Origin of the sequence: Nostoc sp. (assembly GCF_036919595.1) — a bacterium.
GTDB lineage: Bacteria > Cyanobacteriota > Cyanobacteriia > Cyanobacteriales > Nostocaceae > Nostoc.
In genome coordinates, this window is the sequence record NZ_JBALCO010000180.1 from 18968 (window position 1) to 40557 (window position 21590).

Consider the following 21590-nt stretch of genomic DNA (forward strand, 5'->3'; position numbering starts at 1 on the left):
GCAAATATCCTGAAACCTGATGAAACATTACGCCAGTATCCCCGAACAGCTAAAATAGAAAATTAATCTGTCATAGCTTATGGCAGATTAATTTAGATGTTAAAGATATAACAATCTTGAATCAAACGTGCAGAAACAAGATCCCCGACTAGTTTTACGAAGTCGGGGATCTGCGGGTTGCAATTCTCACAAATCAAATAGGATTGCTATATATGATAGTTTGGTTGTAATATAATGCCAAAATGCCAAATAATCAGCAGCAAAAAAGACGGGGGTTAGCCCGTCCTCTGTATAATAAGTAAAAACATCTTGGTAATTTCTGCAATATATCAAAAGACTCTAATCACAATCTGCCAAATTGCCAAATACTTACCAATAAGACACAAATATTAATTTCTCTGTAATTTGATATTCTTATCAGCTATAAATTTTACTATTAGCACGAATTAATGGTTACTCAAAAGGTCTAGTTATGAATTACAGCAAAAAAATTTAGTTTTATATTGTCGTTAATTAATATTGCATAAGGTGTACCACTTTGGGACATCAAAAAAGCCTGTGTAGGCGTAGCCCATCGTAGACATCGTACCATGAATTGGATATACTTACGGTTTCTCTATATTGAATAATATTTCAGTGTTTCAAAAATATTTTAACAATACTAGTGAATCATTTTGCCACTTGCCAAGCTCCAGCAAATACTGATTATGATACAACTTTTGTAGGTAATAGTAGAAAAAAAATTATTAGCAACAAAGTTGATCATGAACCTAAGTATAGTTGATGATAAATTGCAGATAGAATTTATGTTTAAAGAGCAACTGCTAGCTGTTCGCTTGAATAAACTTTGGCAAATATCACTAGCTCATATTGAACAAGTTACAACAGCCGAACCCGAAAGTAGTTGGCGAGAATTGCGTCCCCCTGGTAGCTTTAGACCATTCCCAGTGTGAGACTGGGAACGAGGCAATTTTTCAAAGGTTTGTCTAGTCAGCCTTCTACTTTATTTGGTGTTCTCTGTATTAACCACCAGCGACAGCGGGGACAATACTTACTTCATCCCCATCTTTCAGGGGTGTATTTATCCCTTCCAAATGGCGGATATCTTCACTATCGACGTAAAAATTTACAAACCGACGTAGCTTGCCTTCTTCATCGCACAACCGGGATTTAATACCAGGAAAGCTTTGTTCTAAGGAGTCCAACAATTCAGCAATGGTGCTACCGCTGGATTCTAGACTAGCTTGATTATTAGTCAAATTCTGAAGAGTAGTAGGAACTAAAACTGTTACAGCCATACAAGTACAAAGTTAAGAGTGAAGAGTGAGGAATATAGTTAAGAGTTAGGAGTCATGAATAAAAAAACTTATAACTCCTAAATCCTAACTAAACGAGGACTTGTTGCCATTCCAAGCGATCCAGAGTACGCGATCGCTCTAGCGCCCGTTCAAAACTATCGAGTTTGGCATCAATAGTCAAGGGTTCGCCAACGTACCCTTGTAATGCTTCTTGAGTTTTCAGACCATTACCAGTGATGTAAAGCACGGTAGTTTCATCTGGATCAATTTTGCCAGCTTCTACTAGTTTTTTCAGCACAGCCACGGTTGTACCACCAGCAGTTTCTGTGAAGATGCCTTCGGTTTCTGCCAGCAGCTTAATGCCATCAATAATTTCTGCATCATTGACTGATTCAATGTTACCACCAGTTTTCTGGGCTAACTCCACAGCATAAATGCCATCTGCTGGATTGCCGATCGCCAGCGACTTAGCAATTGTGTTCGGTTTCACTGGCTTAATAAAGTCGCGCCCTTCTTTGAAGGCTTGGGCGATGGGTGAACAACCTTCAGCTTGAGCGCCACTGAAACGAACATTCTTACCTTCTACTAAACCAACTTCTACAAATTCTTGGAACCCTTTATAAATTTTTGTAAATAGTGAACCAGAAGCTAGGGGAGCAACAACATGGTCAGGTAGTTCCCAACCCAGTTGTTCTGCGACTTCAAAGCCTAACGTCTTGGAACCTTCAGAGTAATAAGGGCGCAGATTAATATTAACAAAACCCCAGCCATGTGTATTAGCCACTTCCGAACAGAGACGATTTACTTGATCGTAGTTGCCCTTGACGGCCATCAGGGTAGGACTGTAAATCAGACTACCCAGAATTTTCCCGGCTTCTAAATCTGCGGGGATGAACACACAACAGTCTAAACCGGCGTGAGCTGCGATCGCAGCTGTAGAATTTGCCAAATTACCAGTGCTAGCGCAAGAAACAGTAGTAAAACCCAATTCCCGCGCTCTGGAGAGGGCAACTGACACCACCCGATCCTTAAAACTCAGGGTGGGCATATTTACGGCATCATTTTTTATATAAAGCTTATTTAGACCTAGGCGACGGGCAAGACGGTGGGAACGAACCAAGGGAGTCATACCCGTTCCCACATCTATAACATTGTCAGTTGCGACAGGCAAAAAGGGACGATAGCGCCAAATTGAATTGGGCCCGGCTTGAATTGTTTCACGAGTGACAGTTAGACGTAGGGCGCTGTAGTCATACTTGACTTCTAACGGTCCAAAACATAACTCACAAACATTACTGGCTTTGAGTTCATATTCTGCACCACATTCCTTACACTTCAAGGCTTGAAAGTAGGCAGTGCTGGTTTGAGTTTGGGTTTGGGTTTTGATTGCCTGAGTCATAAACTAGCTTTCCCTGTTTATCTGTCGCCTGATAGTAACACGAGCAAAAATACCAGTCAAACATACCCGACAATTTTTGTCGGGTATGTTTGGTATTGAAAGGAATGATTATTGTAAAACTTTGATATCAGTAATGGCTTGCTTTACTTAGTATTTGCACTTCTGTTTTCCATCTCATAAAAACTCAGTTTTAACACTGAAGAGCAATATGATTAAATTGCATTGTAGTTATGATGAATTTGCATTTATTTCAATCACTATCCCATCAAGTGATCTGAATCACTTAGTTAAGCTTCTATTTTTATTTTTTATCTAAATGACTCCACAGGGTAGTATGCATATATGACGGCAAAAGCTCAAAAGCATTTGCCTATATAAGTTGTAGCATTTTTAGCGTCTGATTAAATCACTAAAATTGTGATGTGTATTGCCAAAATAAAGTTAATTTGTCAGCTTTAATGCACTCATTCACAGCTATAGAAGTTACTTATTTATACGGAGGACTTTATTAGCTGTAAAAGTTACATTTCTACTTACATGGATAATTCACATAAAGTTACTCCTATTTGTGGTTGCCAGCCTTGATAATCAATGGTGTGCGTAAAACAAGTAGGCAATAAATTTTCTGCGTATTGTCTCAATATAGTTTTTCAGGAGTGTCAATAAGTTAACTCCTCAAATACGCACTTCCCGAAGTACTAAGGTTTTGGGCAGGTCTAATCGGTAATTCTTTAAGGAATTGCCGAACTTTATCCTGTCTCAAAACCCAAGATACAAGTTCAGCAAATAAACAAACTGTTTCTATGGTAAACCGAAAGAAATCTGTCAACAAGCAGCGTCAGCCTTACCAATCTCTAGTAGCAACAGCATTATTAACTGGTAGCCTTTTCCAATTTATTGCACCTGTACTAGCTGACGGTACAGCTGGTGGTCAAGCTATAAGTAACACAGCAACAGCGACCTACGAAGATCCCAACGCGCCAGGGACAACTATAAATGCCACATCTAACACTGTAACTGTAACTGTGGCAGAAGTTGCTGGTATCACGGTCACCGCGTCGGGTGTTACAGATGTCAATGGTGGCTCTGTTGCAGTTAACGATTTACTAATCTACACTTACACTCTAACGAACGTCGGTAACGACCCAACCAAATTCCACATTCCTAACCAAGCTACAACAACTGGGCCTGGTACAGTTTCTGGCACATTACCAAATGGTGGTACACCTAATAACCTGCAATATAGTACTGATGGTGGTGCAACTTGGACAAACGTAACAGCCGGTGGTGTAGATACACCCTCAATTCCGGTTAGTGGTACTGTGTTAGTGCGTGTGCCAGTGACTGTACAGACTGGCGCTCAATCGGGTGACGTAATCAAAGTTACCCTTGGTAATACTCCTGGTGATGCCCAAAACCAACTGCGGAGTCCCGATGGTGGTGACGTTTATACTGTAGATAATCCTGATAACGCAGGTGCTGGGGAAGTTGCTGGCGCACCAATTAACGGTACACGAGAAGCTAGTATTACCCAGCAAATTCAAGTGGGCAACACTGTTAAAACCGTTGCTCTAGCCACAATACTCAAAACTCGGACAGCCTACAACCCTGGTAATGCTTCCGTACTCAATGATGATGTGCTGACTTATGGTTTAAGCTTACGAGTTGAGAGCAATGACGTAACCAATAATGGGCTAACACCCGCAGCTTTAGCTGGTACAAGTATCAATGTAGATGGTAGTCCAGTTACTCGCATCTTAGTTTCTGATGCACTTCCAGCATCCACAACTCTTAATGGGACTCCAACCGCTCCTCCTGGGTGGATAGTGGTTTACGCTGGCGAAGATCCTGCAACTACAACTGCTGACCAGGCTCTGTGGAAAACTAACCCAACTCAAGTAACAGGCGGTACAGTGAAACGGGTTGGTTTTATTAATAATCCTAGCTCTATCTCTACAGTTGCCACTGGGACAACCGTTACAGGCTTTACAGTCCAAGTAAAGACCACTGGAATCACAGGAACGACAGCGACAAATGTTAACAACATCGCTCAAGTGTTCGGTAAAACTGCTGGTGATCCAGCTAGTCCCCTACTCTTCGACGATTCAGGTGACCAAAACCCAGATAATATCAACCGTACTACTGGAGCCTTTCCTACTACACCTGACTCTGGCTATTATCCTGGAACAGTTACCACCGCTCAAACTGACACAGGCAATAACAACCAAGGTGCTAATTCTGTAACAGGAGATGTCAACGTTTATACTGTTTCAGTCGCCACGGCAAACTCAATTTTAAATGGGCCGAATAATGCACCTGATGCTACTGGGCCATCGGGGAACAACGATGACTTCACCAACAAATCTGCCTTTGTTCCTCCCAACACAGCGCCTGGTAGTACACTTGACCCGCAATCAGTTGGCTTCACTAACACAATTAAGAATAATGGTACTGCGCCTAACGATATTACAATAGTGCCAACTGCACCAGCTACAGCTACAGATTTGCCAACTGGTACAAAGGTGACTGTTAGCTATAACAATCAATCTGCTGTTTATACCTACAATAGTGGTACTGGTATTTTTACCATAGCAGCCAGTAATACACCAATTAAAATCTCTGGTGTTGCTGCTGGTGCCAGTGTTAATTATGGTGTAGAAGTTGACTTACCAGCTGGTACGCAACTCTCGACTGATATCAACAAAGGTTTCCCAGTACCCATTACTGCGTTCATTGACACTAATAATGATGGTGTAGTTAATAACGGTGAAGTCAACAACATCTCCATTGATCGCGTCTACACTGGCTTCTTGAAAATGGTGAAAACGTCACGAGTTCTACAAGGAACTGGCCCAGCAGTGCAAGGGACTGATGGCACATTGAGTATCGCTCCAAAGAACCCTGCACCAGGAAACATTATTGAGTACCAAATTCAATACACAAATATTTCTGATGCTCAAGCTGGAACTGGTAACGTGATTTTGAATGCTAACAAAGTTGTGATTACTGAAGACGGTACAGTAGGGGCACCGGGCAACAACTGGGCGCTAGACAACGACAATAACACTCAAATTGATACTAGCAACATTGTTGGTTCAGCTAAGGATTCTGGAGCTTCAACTATCCAATTCTTCAATGGTAATCCAGCTACTAATTCTGGCATCGACCAAACTGGAACCACGGTTAACACTGATATCACCAAGTATGTAGATACTGCCACCGGACAGGTTGCACCAGGTATTCAAAGAACATTTACCTTCCAACGCAAGGTTAACTAGGTAGTTTGACCTCACCCCTCTTTGCAAACAAAGAGAGGTGTAACAGCTCCTATGTATTTGTAGTTGGCGATTTAGGGCTGAAGCGCTAACTACAAACTGATTATTCCCTAGCCAAAACAGGGAAAGATAAATCAACAATCAACATTCTGAAAGTGTTTTTGAGGTTATTGATATGGAGCGTCTTTCTTTTGCAAGTTTAGGAGCGATCGCACTCATTGCTACAGTTCCATTTGTCAGTCAAGTACCGGGAGTAGCTTCTCTATGGCATTCTACAAGTGCGAACGCTCAAAATGTCAAAACTCAAGGGCAAATACAATTGCGCTTAGAAGCTGAGAAGCAAGTGGTAGCACAGGATCAACAAGGTAAGCAAAGCAAGACATGGCAACCTTTGAAAGGTCAAGTTGTGGTGCGACCAGGAGATGTGTTGCGATATACCTTGATTGGCGAAAATAAGAGCGATCGCCCAGTGAAGAATTTGATTCTCAATCAACCTATTCCTCAAGGAATGGTGTACGTACTCAAATCTGCCAATGTTACTAATAATGCCAAAGTTATTTACAGCATTGATGGCGGACGCAGCTTTGTCGAAAATCCCACTGTTAAAGTTACTCTTCCTGACGGTAAAGTCGAAACCAAACCAGCACCAGCGAATCTTTATACCCATATCCGTTTGCAAGTGCCATTAGTTGCAGCAAAGACAACAGTCAAAGCGACTTATCAAACCCAAGTGCGTTGATTTAATAAGATACAAAAACTCCGAAGATTAGTAATTTGTAATTGTAATTTTCATTATAAATTACTAATTGCCTTCTGTGCAAAATACCGTTCGCCAGTTGTGAATTTATCCCAAGAATTAATTGCTTTTATTAATAAAATTTGCATCCCAGAGGAAATGTATTCAGTGAGCCATCCTCAAAAACAAAAGCAAATTACTTATAACAATATCTGGTGTAAAAGATTAACAGCAACCGTTATTTTGGTAAGTTTTTTGCATACTACTATATCTATACCAGCCAGAGCGCAAGCGACTAACAATCTGGCTGCGTCTTTGCCAATAACTAATCAAGCTACTTATACTTATACAGATTCTGTTAGTAATTATGAATATCAAGGAAGTTCTAATCAGCTTAAGGTTAACTCTAATCCATTAATTGACCCCTTAGGGCGAATATTAGGTTGTGCAGGCGCTATTGTACCTGATTATACAGGTTTTTCAGTTGGCGTATACGAACTTAACCCTAGTGACCCAACGGGGACAGAATTGGGCAGCTTGCTTGCTTTGACTCGAACAGAGTTACCGGATATTTCTAATAACAACGTTATTGGCGGTAAACCGCCAAATACCGAGAATAGTAACCCATATTTCATTACAAATAACCCTGCGGGTTTCTACAATTTTCTACTCGACCCGAATAAAGGTCAAACTGCTCCAGGTAAAACTTACATTTTTGTAGTCAATCCACCGCCAAATTCTATTTACAAACAACGGCGCATCAAAATTGAAATCCTTGATAGCACAGGCACACCAGGTAATAATGTGGTGCGATATGTCGCTACTTCTTTAGATGGTCAACCAATCAATATTACAGGTGAGACTAGGCTAGAGCAAAAAGTTGTCTTAGTTCCTAGTGCAGAAACAGTGGGACTAGACTTATTAGCCTTTGAATTCACTACAAATATGTGTCAAGCCAATCAGTTGCAGATTATCAAAACAGGCGATCGCGCTGCTGCTGAACCTGGAGATACAGTAATCTACCGTCTCTCAGTAAAAAATCTAGCTGATGCTGGTTTGAATAATATAGTTGTCACCGACAACTTACCTTTAGGATTCCAGTTCTTACCTAAATCTGTGCGGGGAGAGTTGGATGGTCAAGCAATTACTATCACCTCAGAACGTAATGGAAACACAATTACATTCCGCACAGACGTCACAATTACTACAGAAAAAACCCTGAATATTGCCTATGCGGCTCAACTAACAGCTGATGCTCTGCGTGGTAACGGTCGCAACAGTGCGATCGTTAATGCCCAACGGGCTGATAACCGTTTTAGCACCAAGGATGGCCCTGCAACACACCAGTTAGAAATTCGTCCAGGAATCGTTTCCGACTGTGGCACTATTATTGGTCGCGTGTTTATTGATAAAAACTTTGACGGGGAACAACAAGCTGGTGAGCCTGGAATCCCCAATGCAGTGATTTTTCTGGAGGACGGAAACCGCATCACCACAGATCCCAATGGTTTGTTTTCCTTAGCCAATGCCTTACCAGGAAACCATACGGGTGTACTAGACCTCAGCAGTGTACCCGGTTACACTCTAGCTCCCAACAAAAAATTCCGCGAACGGAATAGCCAATCTCGTCTAGTGCGTTTAGAGCCTGGTGGCTTGGTACGTATGAACTTCGCAGTTACCCCCGCCTTCCAGGAGCCAGTCAAGAAATGAAGCCCAGACTGCACCATGCAACTATATTTCACCTGAATATGATCGGGGTGATGCCAGTAGCTCTCAGCCTCGTTTTGTATCCTGCCATCGTCAAAGCGGAGCCTGCAAGTGAAAATCTCTTTTTCCCCGATTCGCCTTTGCAAGCAGACAAGGGTGTCGAAGATCCTGACTTTTCAGGGAATCTGGAAAACCTCTCCCCTCTTAGAGGAGAGGCTTTGAATTCTTCCCCTTCCGTGCAAGGGAAGGGAGCTAGGGGGTTAGGTTTCGCTTTAGTTTTTCCAGATCATGTGAAAAGTCAGGTCGAAGATCAAGCGGATCGGAATAAAGTTGCTGAAAAAAGTACGGATTCAAATTCTCCCCTTCTTTTAGGAAGTTCAGACAAGCAACTTTCACCCCCCGAACTTCCCTCAACTTCTTCAGCACCAGTTACTGATACTTCAATTCTAGATGTTCAGCCAAGTGGAACAGAAATACAACCATTTCAACCAGCAACTTCTATTGATTTACCCAGAGGCTTACGCAAAATAGCCGGAATCAAGAACGACGGGCGCAGAGACAATAAAACACAGTTTCATGCTTCTCCAACAGAAATACAACCATTTCAACCAGCAACTTCTATTGATTTGCCTAGAGGCTTACGCAAAATAGCAGGAGTAGCTGAGGATGCAAAGGCGCAAGGACGCGGGAACATGGAGATACAGGGACAAGGGAAAAATCTTCCTGTGTCTCCTACTCCACCCATCTCCACGGCAATCAAAATTTTGGCTCCAACGCCTGACACCGTAGTAGATGTACCAGCTACTACGGTGATTGTGCAATTTCCCGCTGGTAGTCAAGTGGAATTGCGGGTGAATGGCGCGTTGGTAGACCCCTCCTTAGTTGGACGGACGGAAACTGATACCACTGCAAACTTGGTAACGCAGACATGGTATGGTGTCTCGTTAAAAGAAGGTAATAACACCATCTCTGCACAAGTTATCGGAGGAACAGAACCCGTTGTAACACTGCAAGTCGCAGTCCGGGGAGCGCCACAGCAACTAACCTTAGAAACTGTTGAGTCTCGGATTCCAGCAGATGGACGTTCTACGGCTACAATCCGGGGTCAACTGCTCGATGGAAGTGGCAATCGCTCTAACCGTGATGCTGTTGTCACTTTGATACCCACAGCTGGGGAGTTTGTTGGCAAAGACTTCAAACCCGATGAACCCGGATTTCAAGTAGAGGCGAAAGCGGGGCAATTTACAGCTACTTTGCGATCGCAACTGAATGCTCAAACTGTGAGAATTCGTGCGATCGCAAATGATTTAGAAGCATTTACCCAACTGCAATTTGAAACAGCACTACGTCCGAGTTTGGTGACTGGGGTAATAGATTTACGTTTGGGCGCTAGAGGTACAGATTATTACGGCAGTTTCCGTGATTTCCTCCCTCCAGACAAAAATAACGGAACGCAATTAGATTTTCATTCAGCGATATTTGCCACTGGTGCGATCGGGGAATGGTTGTTTACAGGCGCATATAATAGTTCTCGTAGCCTCAATGAAGATTGCAACTGCGATAATCGCCTATTTAAAACTTACCAATTCAGTGAGCAAAACTATCCTGTCTACGGCGATAGCTCGACATTTGATGCCACCGCTCCTTCTATAGACAGCTTCTTTCTACGTTTTGAGCGTTCAACTCGTATCCCCGGATCTGATCCTGATTATGCCATGTGGGGTGACTACAATACAGAAGAATTTGCGCGGCGATCGCAGCAATTTACTTCTATCACCCGTCAACTTCACGGCTTTAAAGCTAACTACAACTTGGGCAACTTACAAATTACAGGTTTGTATGGCAACCACTTAGAAGGGTTTCAACGGGATACTATTCCTCCTGATGGCACTAGTGGCTATTACTTCCTCTCTCGCAGACTACTACAACCAGGTAGTGAAAATGTCTTTATCGAGTTAGAAGAACTCAATCGTCCTGGGACTGTACTAGAACGCAAGCAGCTTAATCGAGGCCCAGACTACGAAATCGACTACGATCGCGGTACCTTATTATTCCGCGAACCCATTCTTCGCACTGATATTGATCAAACTGGACAAGTCTTGGTACGCCGGATTGTTGTTAGCTATCAATATGACAGCCAAGACTCTGATGGCAATATTTTTGCAGGTCGCCTGCAATATAACCTTTCCCGCAAACTCAATCAGGAAAGTTGGATCGGTGCAACTTACGTCCAAGAAAATCACGGGGTGCGTGACTTTCAACTCTACGGCGCAGATGCACTGATTGCTTTGGGTGATCAAGGTAAGTTAATCGCAGAATATGCCCATTCCAGTAATGATTCTGATGTGGTGGGAAAAGTCAGGGGTGATGCGTATCGGTTAGAAGCTGAGGGACAAATTGCCAATGGGATTCTAGGTCGTGCTTATTATCGCTTTGCTGATACAGGTTTTGCTAATAATTCCACTATCAGCTTTGTCCCAGGACAAACCCGTTATGGAGCGCAGGTTACAGCTAAACTCACCTCAAGTACCAACGTCAGGGCGCAATATGACCACGAAGACAACTTTGGGATTGCTCCCCAACCCCTAGACACCTTTGAAGAACTGTTTGCACCCCGTTCTGAGGCCATACCTGGGAGCAATGTTGATAATTCACTGACGACGATTTCTGCTGGGATTCAACAACGCTTGGGTAACGCTACCCTTGATGTGGATTGGATTCATCGTCATCGGGAAGACCGCATCCCCGACAGTGCCCTAAGTGGTAATTCTGATCAATTGCGATCGCGTTTTTCAGTTCCCATCGCTAAGAATCTGACTTTCCAAGCCCAAAATGAACTGAGTTTATCTTCCCAAAAAGATACTGTTTACCCAGACCGTACCATCTTAGGGTTGAATTGGGCAGCAATTCCTGGTGTCAATATCAGTTTGGCCCAACAGTTTTACACTAGCGGTCAATATTCGGGTAATTCCATCACCAGCTTGAGTGTCAATGGTGAACACAAACTCGGACCAAATACTACCTTGACAGGTCGTTACTCAATTTTGGGTGGTGCTAACGAAATGACTACCCAAGGGGCGATTGGTCTAAATAATCGCTGGACTATTGTTTCTGGATTGCGGCTGAACGTTGCTTACGAACACGTATTTGGCAACTTCTTCGGACGGACTGCGGCGGGTCAACAATATGCTCAACCCTTTGCTTTTGGTCAATCAGCATCTGCGATCGGATTTGATGGTGGCGATAGTTATAGTGTGGGGCTGGAATACTCTGATAATCCGCAGTTTCAAGCCAGCGCTCGTTACGAACATCGCTCTTCTTCTGGTGGTAGTAATACAGTAATTACCGCAGGTGTTACGGGTAAAATTTCTCCGGCTCTTACAGCCTTGGTACGTTATCAACAAGCTGGTTCTTCCAATCAAAAACTTTCAGGATTGGGAGATACCGCTAACCTGAAGCTAGGTTTAGCCTACCGCGACCCCAATAGCGATAAATTTAATGCTTTATTGCGTTATGAATATCGCCAAAATCCGGCAACTATTCCTGACACCATCCTCCTAGGGAGTGGTACGGGTTCCCAAGACCATACCTTTGCTTTAGAAGCTATTTATGCCCCTAACTGGCAATGGGAATTCTACGGCAAATATGCCTTGCGTAACAGCACCTCTTACATAGCTAGCGATTTAGCTGGTACGAGTACAGTAAATCTAGCCCAATTCCGGGCAACCTATCGTTTGGGATATAGCTGGGACTTGGTGGGTGAGGCTCGTGTAATTAGTCAGTCTAGCTACAGCGAAACAGGGTTTGTCATAGAAACAGGCTACTACCTCACGCCTAACCTGCGCGTTTCAGCTGGATATGTGTTTGGTAAAGTTGATGATCGGGATTTCTCAGGAACACGTTCCGCAGGCGGTGCATATTTGGGTATAAACGTCAAGCTCAACGAATTATTTGATGGCTTTGGACAGCAAAAGCCTGTAGCGCGTCAGCAACAAAAATCTCCCGTGCAAACCCTGGTAGAGAAATTACGCCAACAAGGAAGCACAGGAGCAAGAGTACAAACAGATCCATCAATTTAAACGTGTAGATACGTTGCAATGTAACCTATCTACAACTGATTTCCATAATGATACGCAGATAGTAAATATGAAATTTTTATTTAAGAATTTAAAAGCGATCGCCACAGTGAATATGAATCAAGATGGTAGATTCTCTTACACAATGGGAAACCTAAAAGCGGCGCACCACCAGCGTGGAACCTCTGAATCAGCCATGAATGCAATAGATCGCACTCATCCAATTAAAATCAGGAGCTAGTAAAGCATAAATGAGTCTACTTTTAAAACATTTTTTAGCGCTCAACAATAGACTCCCCAAACGCTATAAAAGACTACTAAGTAGTCTTGCTCTATCACTGTGCGCCCTGAATTGCTGGACACAAGTCGCTCAGGCTGAAGGTAGTCGCACACTATATCCCAGTAGCGCCACAGCCAGCAGTAGCAGAGCTAACCTGGAATGGCGTACCAACACTTATGGCAATCTTGTGCTGCGACGAACCTTACTTAAGGTCTACGCCAACAAAGATGAGTACATTCTTTTGGGTTCCAGCGCAGTTGGGATAAGTAATGGTGATATCCGCGTTTATAATCCTGGTAGTGTCACCGGAAATATTGGTAGTGAAACGATTCCCAACACAGGATATTTTTCGTGTTCTACTCAACAAGCTGGACGAGGGGTTATCTCAACTCGCCAACAGGAGTTAAATGGGCCCCGTGCTATTTCTGGTGGAGGCAATCCCAATGGCTATATTCCATGCTACTACCAAGCTCCATCCACTGGAGTTTATGATATCGTTTTTTACGGACCTTTGGGCGGCAACTCCTCAAGTGAAATTACTCCAACTGGTGAAATTAATTTGGCCAACGCGAACAACTTTAATGCTCAACAAGGAAGTAGTGTTGCAGCTTGGGATGTAACACTACGTAGTAACGACCAAACTTCAACAACTGACTTAAACGGACGCTTATTCAGCTATTATCTGGCTTTATTTACTGGCGGTAACGGTCGATATCTCAACTTCCCTGTCTATCCTGTAACCCTAGATGGATTTAAGTATAAAGTAGAACTCCGAGGTACAGACCCGAATGGATTCGTTCTCTATGGTAATCAGGCTGGCTTTTTTGATAGTGATGGTAAAACGCCTCTCTATCATGACCTACTAGGGGCGGATGGTCAGCTGGCTAATCCCCAAGGTGGCGTTAGTTTGGCTCGTCCCCAATATCCTACCTTTTTCAACTCCATCGACGCCAGCGCACTTTCATACATTGAACGTTACAAATCAGATGGCACCTCAGACGGAACTGGCATTCCCCTTAGCCCAATTATTCCTGTTATCAGTAACTTACAATTCAACGGCACAGTTACAGGAAATAATAGTTCTTACGGTACAGGCGGTACTTTTAACTTTGGCAGCAATGTCACAGGTAATTATGAACTCATTATCAGCCGAGACGGTAGTAATTTTGATCCAACCAACTCACAAAACCGTCTTTTGCGAGGGATTATGACCACAACGGGACAGCAAGCGGTTAGTTGGGATGGTAAAGATAACAGTGGTAATTTTTTTCCAGTTAGCAGTAATTATAAAGTCAATGTCAGAACCTTTGGAGGTGAATATCACTTTCCCTTGCTAGATGCGGAAAACAACTTTACTGGCGGCCCTACCATTACAATGCTGAATGCCACTAATCCACTCGGCAATACCAGAGGATTTTATGACGATCGCGGTTATAAAACTCTCAATGGTACTCAAGTCCAGACCTCTGGTCAGGTAATCTGTGGTATTGGTCCACCAAACCCAGCCTTTAGCGACACGATTAACGGTTTTGACACCGCGAGCAATGACCGGAAATTTGGTCAGTCTGGTAGCGCTGGTAATACTAATGTATCATGCTCTGGCTCTTTTGGAGATGCTAAAGGGCTGGATTTATGGACTTATTATCCTGGTCAAACTCAACCAACTCCATTTAATATTATTGATGCAGTTTCACCCAACGTTGGTAAAGTCATAATAAATGAAGTTTTATATAGCGAAACGGGTACTACTACTAACACTAACGATGAGTTTATTGAACTTTATAATGCTTCCTCATCAGCTGTAGATTTAAGCGGTTTTAAGTTAGCAGATGGACACTTAACTGCTAATGATAATGATGGTACTAACGGGTTTACTTATACATTTACTAACGGCACAACCTTACAACCAGGGAAATATGCTGTGATTTGGATTGGGGATAACAACGCCAATCATCAAGCAACAGGAGCAGCTTTTCAAGCTTGGTTAGGACAAACTCCCAAACTCAACAACTCTGGTGATGATATTTGGTTGTACGATAACCAGGATAAAATTATTGACTATATCGCATACGGCGGTGGTAGTGAGGTTAATACACCTCCTTCAAGTGTTCTTAATCTCTGGGACAATACTTATCAGTCTTCTTTAGTTGGCGCTAGCACTGGACAATCTATCAGCTTAACTCCCAATGGCCAAGATACAAATGCTAGTGCTTGCTGGGAAGCAACTACTAGTGGGAACGCGAAAACGCGGTGTCCCAACTACTTACCAACGATAAACACTGATGCTACAAATAGTCGCATTACCAGCGTTGGCAAGAACAATAACGGTGTTGGTCCTAAACTGCTGCTAGTAAAACGCATCACCCGCATCAATAACCAAGATTTAACCGATATTGTGGATGGTCGTAGCGATGTTGCTATTACTGCGACCAATTATGTCCCAGAACCCTATGCTTCTGATGATAACGATACAAAATGGCCTGCTAGCTACCTGCGGGGATTGATTAATGGTGGCACTGTCAAGCCAGGAGATGAGTTGGAATACACTATCTACTTCCTTTCTAAGGGACCAAGTGATGCTACTAATGTTAAATTCTGCGATTTGGTTCCTACTAATACTACTTTTATTCCCACTGCCTTTAATGGTAGTACTCCTCGTGATGGCGGTCTAGCAGGAGCAGATCAAGGTATAGCTCTTGCTATTGGTTCTAGCAGTCCCACAGTTTACCTCAGCAATGTAGAGGATGCAGATCGCGGCCGCTTTTATGCTGCTAACGAGGTAGCCCCATCATACTGCGGTGCTAACACCAATGGAGCGGTGTTGGTAAATATTACGCGGAGTCCAGATTTACCCAATCTCGTCAAAGATTTTTACGGCTTTGTTCGCTTTCGCACTAAAGTGAAGTAGTTTTGAGAAAGAAAAAAGGTTAAATTATCAGATTCCCTTTCCCCTAACCTTTTCCTTTTACCCCTCTTTTTATACTGCTACAGCTTGTCTCACTTCAATTGGTTCACCCGTCAAGCTAAAAGGACGAACTTCGGTAATTTTTACCTTCACTAACTGCCCTTTCAGTTCTTTGATGTCGCCATTGAAGAATGTCAGACGATTACCGTCAGTGCGTCCCATAACTTGAGTTTGATCTTTGGGGTTTTGGTCTTCTACTAAAACGGATTCAATGCGTCCAAAGTAACGTTGCGATCGCTCTGCTACTTTCAAGTTTCCTAAATGATTGAGCCGTTGCAGGCGATCGCTTTTAATTTCTTCACTGAGTTGATTGTCCCACAAAGCGGCAGGTGTCCCTGGACGCGGTGAATATGCTGCTGTATTCAACATATCAAAGCCAATATCTTCCACCAGTTTCAGGGTATTTTCAAACTGTGCTTCTGTCTCCCCAGGAAAACCGACAATCACATCAGCACTAATCGAAGCATCTGGCATATACCGCCGAATGGTATCGATGATCCGGCGATATTTTTCATGGGTATAACCCCGCGCCATCGCCTTTAAAAGTTCATTATCCCCAGATTGGAAGGGAATGTGGAAGTGTTTGCACACTTTGGGCAACTCAGCACAAGCCTTAATTAATCTCTCTGTAAAATAACGGGGATGACTAGTAGCAAATCTTAACCTTTCAATCCCCGATACATCATGGACATAATAAAGTAAATCTGTGAAGTTGTGCAGATGCCGTCCTTCTGCTGTTGTTCCTGGCAAATCTCTGCCGTAAGCGTCAATATTTTGACCGAGTAGAGTTATTTCCTTATAACCTTGGCGTCCTAATTCTTCCATCTCAGACCGGATAGCTGACGGTGTGCGAGATTGTTCTATACCACGCACATTAGGAACCACGCAATAGGTGCAGCGTTCGTTACAGCCGTAAATTACATTTACCCAAGCTGTCACTTTACTATCCCGTCGCGGCTGGGTGATATCTTCAATAATATGAACCGACTCGGTTGCTACAACTTGGTTACCGTCAAACACCGACTCCAGCAAATCTTTGAGGCGGTTGGCGTGTTGTGGCCCCATTACCAAGTCTAATTCTGGGACTCGCCGCAACAGCGCTTCACCTTCTTGCTGGGCAACACAACCTGCAACGATGAGGGTTAAATCAGGCTGCTCATGTTTGCGCTTCGCCTGTCTGCCGAGGTAGGAGTATACTTTTTGCTCGGCATTATCCCTTATTGTGCAGGTATTGTAGAGAATCACATCTGCATTATTCGGGTCTTCTGACCATTCAAAGCCCATGTCTTCCAAAACGCCAGCCATGCGCTCTGAGTCAGCTTTATTCATCTGACAACCGAAGGTAGTAATGTGGTAGTGGCGTTTAGAGGAGGTCATGGGCAATTATGCTTAATCAGCGTAATGTATATAAGGTTTATTTTTATTCTATGTGCGTTACGTTGTCACTAACGCACCCTACGAAAACAAAATCTTGGAGTTATTAGTAACTTTTTACTTTCTACTAGAACGGAGGCAAATTATTCGGGTCAATGCCCTGAGATTGCAAATAAGCAATCAGTTGTTCTTTTTGCAGACGTTCTTGTTCAGCGCGTTGACGTTCTTGTTCAGCACGTTGACGTTCTTGTTCAGCGCGTTGACGTTCTTGTTCAATTTGTTCCACAGCCCAAGGTAACAAATTACCAGCTTCATTCCACCAGCGCAACCAATAACCAGTTCGAGCTTCTTTTGTTCCTTGCCAAGTTCCCAAAAATAAGCCCATTGTCTCAATCCAATGACGACCATTTTCGTCAGGTTGCTTTAACTCATAGCGTCTATTTTCTAGTTGATAAAATTCTAATAAACCGCTATCTGGTTCAAAAATCACGTAGATGGGAACTTGCAAAATTTGCTCGTAGAAAAACCATTTTCCTGGTGGATAAGTTCGCTTTACCGAATATTCCCCACCCTCAGTGTCGGATAGGAATTCTATAACAATCGCCGGGATATCACCTTTTAAATTGGGTGTATAACTTTTGCGATTACTTACAACTTCATTAACCGACGGCACATAAACCCAATCAGGTGCTTTCGCAATAAATTGCCCGTTAACAGTCGCACAAAGACCAAAATTCGAGGCTATTAACATCTGGGGTTGAATGAATCCACTGATTTCTAGACTTTCACGCAAAGCACCAGCCAAAATTGGCTGACCCGTATTCTCCACTGGTTCATCCTCTAGTTGAAAGTCGTCGGGCAACGCTTCCCAAGATATTACCAGTTCTGTTGGTGATTTGGCTTTGCTGAGTTGGGTTGCCATAAACACAGCATGAATGTAAGTTTATTTTTTATTTTATCGTTTCCAGCATAGGGATGGGGGAGTATCCCAATTTTGCCAAAATACTTATCTTTAGATAATTTTGAAGAGATTGTATATACATCTTTGCTAATTGCTAAGTACAGTTTTGCATAATAATCGTAGCGTTTTTAAATGCAGAGGGATACATTAACATTGCAGAGGGATACATTGGCATTGCAGAGGGATACAATGGCATTGTAGGGGGATGCATTGCCATTGTAGAGAGACGCATTGGCATTGTAGAGAGACGCATTGGCATTGCAGAGGAACGCATTGCCATTGCCAAATTTAATTTTAGGACTTCCGCAATAACTCTCTGAAACTCTTGTTCTTTTATGAGTTAAAAGTAAGTATTGAATTTTTCACTTATAACTCATAACTTATAACTTTTTTATGCTGGGTTCCAAGTGCCGTGAAAGCTGTGGGGAATGACGCTGGGTAATCCTAGTTTGCAAACGGGTTCGGCATCCAGGCGATCGCTATCAAATACCCAAACTTCGCTACTATCAGAATTACCATCGTAGACAACAGTTAGCACCCAACCTTGTTCAGGGTTTTGAGTGTCTTGGGCGTGAATGGGTTCTGAAGGATAACGATTTTCTCCTAAGTCTGCTTCGGTGAGGGTTTCGGTTTTATAGTCAAAACGAGCGATCACACTAAACGATTCTTCGCCTGTATCTGTACCTTGAGGCATTAATGATACATAAGTATAACGCCAAGGTTGCCCAACTTGCGATCGCTGCACTACGGGAAACTCACACCTGCGGTTGATAACTTCTTGCGTTGCTGTGACTTTAGCTGTTTGGGGATTGAGACGCACTTGCCATAATCTTCCTTTAGGAAGTGTGTGTGTCTCACCAGTTGCGAATTCTCTAAGATATTCATTAGTTTGTTGAAAATCTGAATATCGCACCATGTCTAAAATCACAGAACCGTCTTCATCTTCATAGCCATTGCCAAAATGCCAATTAAACCAGGGATCGGTTTCGTTACGACTAACTAAGGATAAGTTTTCGCGGTCAAAAATTAACACCTGGGTTCCTAACTGAGGTTCCCACAACAGAGACTCACTAAAGGTAGTCAAACCTAGCATAGCTGACAGCATTTTCATCTGTATCGGTGGCATGAAAAACACCAGATACCTTTGAGTTAAAACAAAATCATGCATTATTGAGTAGCGATCTAGCTTAAAAGCAGCTTTTTGGATAATTTTGCCAGTAGCATCGCTTTTGTAGAGATTCAGTTGTACAGAACTTCCGATACTGATTCCAAAGTTAAAAATCTCGCCTGTGTCTGGATCACGCTTGTAATGAGCAGAATAAGGTAAGTTATTGTCTAAAGCACCTAAATCATCTAATCCCTTTGTTTCTAAAGTTTCTAAGTCAAGGGCATAGGGATTGGTTGCTTCCCATAAAGCCAACAGTTTATCAGGTAAAGCCAAGACTGAAGTATTCGCTGCATTCTTGATTTTTTGGCCCCAGCGCTTCCAGATCGGCCCTGGGGTGTGCATACCATAAACACCATAGAGGAACCTATCTGCTTTAGTTTCAGCTTGGTATTCTACTGTTTGCACATAGCGATAGACTCCGGTGACTCCTGCATCAGTGAAATGGACGCCGAGAATTGCCCCATCTCCATCAAACCAGTGTCCCACACCATCGCCACCGCGTTTTAGCCGTGCCGGGCCATTGCGATAAAGTGTGCCACGCAAGCCATCTGGGATTTTGCCAGAAATGATTGGCAATTGGGTAGAGGGAAATTCTTTTGCTGGTTCTGCGATCGCACCTGCCCAGGCTTTTGTTGTTGACTTTCTTTCAATGGTATGCATGTAAAATTCTCACTTGATAAATTATCGATGTACATAACTGCATTCTGACATTTTTATCTTTGTTGCAATTTTTTAACAATGCCTCTAGCTGTGGATGTATAGAGGCTTTGACATGATATTACTCGTTAACTGAGCTAGCTCATAGTAACGAATGGGAATAACCACTAAATTGAAGTCAATCAACATTCCAAGTGGTTCAGAAAACTATGATTAGCCAACAAACAATAGATATCGTCAAATCTACAGCACCTATTTTAAAAAAGAACGGTGAGCAAATCACAACTCGGATGTATGAAATTATGTTTCAAAACCATCCAGAAATCAAAGAACAATTTGATATGTCTGCTCAAGCAAATGGTTCTCAGCCTGCGAGGTTGGCTACAGCAGTTTATGGCTATGCTAACCAAATTGATAATTTGCCTGCTTTAAAATCGATGGTGGAAAAGATTGCTCATCGCCATGTGCAGACCCATGTTACACCAGAACAATATCCTATTGTCGGAGAAAGTTTACTGCAAGCAATGAAAGATGTTTTGGGGGAAGCAGCTATAGAAGAAGTGATGGCAGCTTGGAGTGAAGCTTATCAAGTATTGTCTGAGGTATTTATCAACAGAGAAGATGAAATATATGTGGGTGAAGAGAAAAAACCACAGCTTGTGCATTCCTAACTACAGGACTTAGTGTCATAACGGCAAGAACTTATTACAGCATTTCATTAATTCGTAGCAAATTAAATTTGGCGAGCCTCTCACAATGCCAATGCATTCCGATACAATGTTAATGCGTCTTGATGCAATGCCAATGTATCCCGATACAATGTTAATGCGTCTTGATGCAATGCCAATGCGTCTCGATACAATGCCAATGTATCCTGATGCAATGCCAATGCGTCCCGATACAATGTTAATGCGTCCTGATGCAATGCCAATGTATCCCAATGCATTCAAAACGCTACGCTTTTATGCAAAACTGTACTAAGGAACAAGAATTAAATAACATACAATTTATATCCCTAGCTTACCTCACCCTCAATCCCTCTCCTTATAAAGGAGAGGGAAGCTAGATACAGGATGAAGTTTTGCATTTTATTTAATCCACGTTCTAAGCGTTCCAGAACACTAATAACTTCAGAAGCTTGAACTCTTGGTAGCTTAGGCCCTGGTTATCTCAAATGTGGTTAGCAAGTGACAAGGTGCTATCTCAAGAAGTGGGAACTCTTCTAAATACAGTTCCGTTGCTTCCCGCAAATTAGCATCGCTTCTTCTATCGTCTCTCCTTGGCTGGCGGTTCCTACTTATGGACATTCAGCTATATATACATCCTCTTCCTAATGCAAGATTGCTGCAAAGGTTCGAGTTTTTGTATCTTTAGCCTGTTGTAATGAACTCATGGAGCGTTTATCTGGCTATCTTTTCATTTTCCTATTGTTGCTTAACTACCTGGAACCAACAACATCCGCGCCTCAATTGCTTCCCAGGTTTGGGGCGATACTCGCACTGCTGCTTGTTTGCATTGGATAATGAGATAATTGGTGTAGAGATAATCGCCGAGTGCTTTCGCTTCTTCCTCAGATAAGTTGACCATTTCTTGAGTGAGATTAGGGACTTCCAAAGAATAAATTAATCAACAAAAAACAAGAATTCACGCTTTGATAATAATGATAATCATTTTAAGGGGGAGAAAGCGGTTGC

The 21590-nt window shown here is 42.7% G+C and carries 15 protein-coding genes; 9 read left to right on the plus strand and 6 right to left on the minus strand.

Annotated features, from left to right (window positions below; all coding sequences use genetic code 11):
• Positions 1–764: 764 nt before the first annotated feature.
• The gene (locus V7K21_RS27825) at positions 765–953 is read left to right on the plus strand and encodes a hypothetical protein (RefSeq protein ID WP_335178951.1); all 189 of its coding nucleotides are present in this window, start codon (positions 765–767) and stop codon (positions 951–953) included.
• A 69-nt stretch (positions 954–1022) separates the two neighbouring features.
• On the opposite strand, the gene V7K21_RS27830 is transcribed toward V7K21_RS27825, so the two are convergent.
• Together V7K21_RS27830 and thrC are read right to left on the minus strand one after the other, a co-directional pair.
• Positions 1023–1298 (minus strand): ubiquitin-like small modifier protein 1, encoded by a 276-nt coding sequence (locus V7K21_RS27830; RefSeq protein ID WP_298916355.1) that lies wholly within the window; start codon positions 1296–1298, stop codon positions 1023–1025.
• An 88-nt stretch (positions 1299–1386) separates the two neighbouring features.
• A complete protein-coding gene (gene thrC / locus V7K21_RS27835; protein ID WP_273767552.1) occupies positions 1387–2697 on the minus strand; it encodes a threonine synthase in 1311 nt (436 codons plus the stop codon).
• A gap of 803 nt (positions 2698–3500) precedes the next feature.
• On the opposite strand from thrC, the gene V7K21_RS27840 reads away from it, so the two are divergent.
• The 6 genes from V7K21_RS27840 (at position 3501) to V7K21_RS27865 (ending at position 15679) form a co-directional block, all read left to right on the plus strand.
• Entirely contained in the window at positions 3501–5975 is a 2475-nt protein-coding gene (locus V7K21_RS27840) for a beta strand repeat-containing protein (RefSeq protein WP_335178953.1), read from the plus strand.
• Positions 5976–6147: 172 nt separating this feature from the next.
• Positions 6148–6711, plus strand: coding sequence for a hypothetical protein (locus V7K21_RS27845; protein WP_335178955.1), 564 nt, complete (start codon positions 6148–6150; stop codon positions 6709–6711).
• A gap of 156 nt (positions 6712–6867) precedes the next feature.
• Positions 6868–8418, plus strand: a complete 1551-nt coding sequence (locus V7K21_RS27850; RefSeq protein WP_335178975.1) for an isopeptide-forming domain-containing fimbrial protein — start codon at positions 6868–6870, stop codon at positions 8416–8418.
• Positions 8415–12494 (plus strand): TonB-dependent receptor, encoded by a 4080-nt coding sequence (locus tag V7K21_RS27855; protein ID WP_335178957.1) that lies wholly within the window; start codon positions 8415–8417, stop codon positions 12492–12494. The genes V7K21_RS27850 and V7K21_RS27855 overlap by 4 nt, the downstream gene beginning before the upstream one ends.
• A 67-nt stretch (positions 12495–12561) precedes the next feature.
• Complete coding sequence (locus V7K21_RS27860) at positions 12562–12732, plus strand: hypothetical protein (RefSeq protein WP_335178959.1); 171 nt, start codon at positions 12562–12564, stop codon at positions 12730–12732.
• Positions 12733–12742: 10 nt separating this feature from the next.
• Positions 12743–15679 carry a lamin tail domain-containing protein gene (locus tag V7K21_RS27865; protein ID WP_335178961.1) on the plus strand — a complete coding sequence of 979 codons (2937 nt, stop codon included), beginning with the start codon at positions 12743–12745 and terminating at the stop codon, positions 15677–15679.
• Positions 15680–15748: 69 nt separating this feature from the next.
• On the opposite strand, the gene miaB is transcribed toward V7K21_RS27865, so the two are convergent.
• The 3 genes from miaB to V7K21_RS27880 form a co-directional block, all read right to left on the minus strand.
• The gene (gene miaB, locus V7K21_RS27870; RefSeq protein WP_335178963.1) at positions 15749–17113 is read right to left on the minus strand and encodes a tRNA (N6-isopentenyl adenosine(37)-C2)-methylthiotransferase MiaB; all 1365 of its coding nucleotides are present in this window, start codon (positions 17111–17113) and stop codon (positions 15749–15751) included.
• Positions 17114–17237: 124 nt separating this feature from the next.
• The gene (locus tag V7K21_RS27875; protein ID WP_335178965.1) at positions 17238–18032 is read right to left on the minus strand and encodes a Uma2 family endonuclease; all 795 of its coding nucleotides are present in this window, start codon (positions 18030–18032) and stop codon (positions 17238–17240) included.
• A 430-nt stretch (positions 18033–18462) separates the two neighbouring features.
• Complete coding sequence (locus V7K21_RS27880) at positions 18463–19899, minus strand: carotenoid oxygenase family protein (protein WP_335178967.1); 1437 nt, start codon at positions 19897–19899, stop codon at positions 18463–18465.
• Between the two features lie 206 nt (positions 19900–20105).
• Here V7K21_RS27880 and V7K21_RS27885 point away from each other — a divergent pair, with 206 nt between their 5' ends.
• Positions 20106–20567 carry a globin domain-containing protein gene (locus V7K21_RS27885; protein WP_335178969.1) on the plus strand — a complete coding sequence of 154 codons (462 nt, stop codon included), beginning with the start codon at positions 20106–20108 and terminating at the stop codon, positions 20565–20567.
• Positions 20568–20658: 91 nt separating this feature from the next.
• Positions 20659–20877, plus strand: coding sequence for a hypothetical protein (locus tag V7K21_RS27890; protein ID WP_335178971.1), 219 nt, complete (start codon positions 20659–20661; stop codon positions 20875–20877).
• Between the two features lie 453 nt (positions 20878–21330).
• Here V7K21_RS27890 and V7K21_RS27895 read toward each other — a convergent pair whose 3' ends face one another.
• Positions 21331–21510, minus strand: a complete 180-nt coding sequence (locus V7K21_RS27895; protein ID WP_335178973.1) for an NACHT C-terminal helical domain 2-containing protein — start codon at positions 21508–21510, stop codon at positions 21331–21333.
• Between the last annotated feature and the right edge of the window lie 80 nt (positions 21511–21590).